Annotated in this window: 3 protein-coding genes and 1 pseudogene; all 4 read right to left on the reverse strand. The window is 32.5% G+C overall.

The window, feature by feature from the left end; all coding sequences use genetic code 11:
• Positions 1 to 571 precede the first annotated feature (571 nt).
• Entirely contained in the window at positions 572 to 1,183 is a 612-nt protein-coding gene (locus HMPREF9010_RS17515; RefSeq protein ID WP_008647937.1) for a hypothetical protein, read from the reverse strand.
• Positions 1,184 to 1,361: 178 nt separating this feature from the next.
• Positions 1,362 to 1,973, reverse strand: a complete 612-nt coding sequence (locus HMPREF9010_RS17510) for a hypothetical protein (RefSeq protein ID WP_008647938.1) — start codon at positions 1,971 to 1,973, stop codon at positions 1,362 to 1,364.
• Between the two features lie 11 nt (positions 1,974 to 1,984).
• Entirely contained in the window at positions 1,985 to 3,067 is a 1,083-nt protein-coding gene (locus HMPREF9010_RS24980) for a hypothetical protein (protein WP_008647940.1), read from the reverse strand.
• A 124-nt stretch (positions 3,068 to 3,191) separates the two neighbouring features.
• A pseudogene (locus HMPREF9010_RS17505) lies at positions 3,192 to 3,517 on the reverse strand (hypothetical protein); the annotation flags it as partial.

Below are 3,517 nucleotides of genomic sequence, written 5' to 3' on the forward strand. Positions count from 1 at the left end.
TACATAACACAATACATACAGAAGAAAGTCCATCTACTGTTCATAATTTTCNCCATTACCATATGAATCTGATTCACAATAAAGAGTATCATTAAATAAGCCATTACTTTATTACCATGACGTGGATATGTCTGTTTCTCCTTAGGTCCCCAAACAGTAACACCATTCCATGTTTTCATTGGTATCCAGCTAGAATCTAACAATACGATTCCTAGACTATCTCTAACTGAGTTATATTCAACACCATAACATGCAGGATAGATTGCCTTAGGTGTACGACATAAACAACTAGAAAATAATAGTAAGAATAAAATGAGACAAACTAAAATCCTCATTCTTAATTAATTGTAATAGTTTCAGACCATGTCCACTTTTCACTTATAGTACCTTTCATATTATTCTCTGTTTATAATCATTTCTATATTTTTCCAATACTGAATCTATTTAACCCCTTGTCGTAAAAAGAAAATAGGAGCCAATTCGAACATCTAAAGTTTATTATTCTCGCAATTACCCATAATACCTCTTTCATCTCTCACTTTTCTATAGGAAGAACAACTGTATATTCTATTTACTCTATCGCTTTTATGGACCAAATACTTATAGGACCATACAAACGCTTTCCTTCTGCAACTCCCTCACGCACAACAGTGTCTATTTGGGTAGGTTCAAAAGAAACTTCCTGAGTCAGACGACTATTATAAGATACATCTAGATAGCGTAAATTTTTATGATTCAAAAGAATGACTCCGAAATCATTATGAGATAAAATAAGTCTATATAGTGGTTTTCCGACTTCTATTGTACGCAATTTATTATAAGAAATATCCAATTCTTGCAAATCTGGAATGAATTCTTCTATATTCAATATCCCCCTATAACGATTATGGGAAAGATTAAGCTTTTCCAATTCTTTTGGAAGGTAAGCAGCAATGAACGTATCTAATAAATTGTTGGATAAATTAAGGGTTTTAATTGTATATGATGATAAATCAGGAAAAGAAACTATACAATCATTGGACAAATCATACTCTACCATTATCGAATCTTGAGGTAATAAAAAGAGTTGCTCCAATTTAGTCAATTCCTTTATCGAAACACATTCTACTGTTTTTTTCTTACTTCCTGATTGACAAGATAATAAGAAAAGGAAAACAATGAATATACAACATCTATTTTTCATATTATTCTCTGTTTATAATCATTTCTATATTCTTCCAATACTGAATCTATTTAACCCCTTGTCGTAAAAAAGAAAATAGGAGCCAATTCGAACATCTAAAGTTTATTATTTTCGCAATTACCCATAATACCTCTTTCATCTCTCACTTTTCTATAGGAAGAACAACTGTATATTCTATTTACTCTATCGCTTTTATGGACCAAATACTTATAGGACCATACAAACGCTTTCCTTCTGCAACTCCCTCACGCACAACAGTGTCTATTTGGGTGGGTTCAAAAGAAACTTCCTGAGTCAGACGACTATTATAAGATACATCTAGGTAATGCAAATACTCATGATTCAAGCTAATAAGACCAAAATTATTATAAGACAATATTATTTTCTGTAATGGTTCAAAAATAACTATTGCCTCTAATTCATTATGAGATATATCTAATTCCTTTAAATCTGGAAGAGTATTTTTATAAATTTTCACCTTACCTTTATAATAATTATATGATAAATTTAGTCTTTCTAAATTCTTAGGTAAAAAATCAATTATTAGCGTATCCAACAAATTACCAGATAAATCTAGATTATTTATTGTATATTTTGATAAGTTCGGAAAATGAGTTATACTATCGTTTGATAAATCATACGATTGTAATATAGAATCATGAGATAACAAATAGAGACGCTCCAATTTAGTCATTTTCCCAGAAACTGAAACATCCACAACTTTACTCTTTTTATCTACTTGACAAGACAATAATAGAAAACAAGCTAATACATAAAACAACATTCTCATACAGTCATTTATTAATAGTTATAATCTTCTCTATACTCCTCTAAAGCTTTATCAAATACTGATTGATTATATTTCTTCATATATTCATGCATATTATCAACCTGCTGGTCACTTGGTACATTACTCCATTCACCATTGTCACTATGAAAGAAAACATCAATGAAGTCTTGACTATATCCCCATTCATATAGCAATAGAGCTGCTCCACCCGGATTATTTTTTGCCTCTGTCATTGCATCATAATATCTCGCCACATGATTTGCATGTTGTGCCTCATGAGCCAACACTATAACTAATGCTTCATCAGGAGTATTTACTTTACTCCAATCATAACCAACATTGTCTTGTTCCAAAATTTTATTCCAGCCATTTTCATCAATAAACTTACTATTAAAAATAATCTTAAATGATTCATGAGACGGATAAGTAGTTTGGGCGATACTATTTACATCATCTATCTCAAATGTCATATGTATAATACCTTTATTAAAATAACTAAGTAACGACTTAAGCACAGAGTTACTTTTTAGAATATTTGTTAGCTGTTGATGAAAAACAGCTTGAGATTCTGTTTCAAAAGTAAAATGACTACTATCATTGATATTTACGCCATCGGTCAACGAGCTACTGTTATCAGAGCCTCCCCATCCACCTCCACCACCTCCATAAAAATGATAACCATAAAATCCCGGATAACCATAATGATTGGAATAGCCATTATGCCCCCAGTAACCATTATGTCCATGATAGTAGCTATTATGATTAGGATTGTAACCACCTGCATTGCCTCCACTACCAGGCCAACCACCACCGGGCCAAAAGGAGCCACCTCCACCACCTCCGGAAGGACGATAACCACCCGCATATTTATAACGATTCGAATATATATAAACTTGAGGTATTACCCACCCCATACCATATACAAAGCCACCATTCCAATGACCGGAGTACATCATAGAGTCAAACTCATCCTGTGTATAAGGATCCGATGAAGATCCTGAACCGCCACCAATAAATGTCTTTTGAGACGCTTTGTCTATTACAGAACTAGCATCCTGCAATTCAAACAAACTAAATCGACCTACTTTTTTCATTATATTTCTATTTTAACTGATCAATCTTAATCCATAATAAAAAACATATCGTTTGCAACCCAAGTTCACAAAAGTTAGTTTCTATTATAATATGCATATACTAACTTTCATCCATGATCAAGGATCATTCTTCAATCCCCCATGCTTTAATTATCGAGTCTGCTTGAGCTTTACTTATATCAGTACTACTAGGAGAATCATATAATTGGCATATCCAACCTACAGAATCTTTATAAAATGTAGCTCCTGCCCATGGCCCAGAACGAGGCAATCGGTAAAAATACATAACAATAATACATACAGAAGAAAGTCCATCTACTGTTTCATAATTTTCTCCATTACCATATGAATCTGATTCACAATAAAGAGTATCATTAAAATAAGCCATTACTTTATTACCATGACGTGGATATGTCTGTTTCTTCCTTAGGTCCCAACAGTAACACCATT

The organism is Bacteroides sp. 3_1_23, from assembly GCF_000162555.1.
In the GTDB taxonomy this organism is placed as follows: Bacteria; Bacteroidota; Bacteroidia; order Bacteroidales; family Bacteroidaceae; genus Bacteroides; species Bacteroides ovatus.

Coding starts and splice junctions, on each gene's coding strand:
- HMPREF9010_RS17515 (WP_008647937.1), bottom strand. CDS start 1,183: ATGAAAAATAGATGTTGTATATTCATTGTTTTCCTTTTCTTATTATCT.
- HMPREF9010_RS17510 (WP_008647938.1), bottom strand. CDS start 1,973: ATGAGAATGTTGTTTTATGTATTAGCTTGTTTTCTATTATTGTCTTGT.
- HMPREF9010_RS24980 (WP_008647940.1), bottom strand. CDS start 3,067: ATGAAAAAAGTAGGTCGATTTAGTTTGTTTGAATTGCAGGATGCTAGT.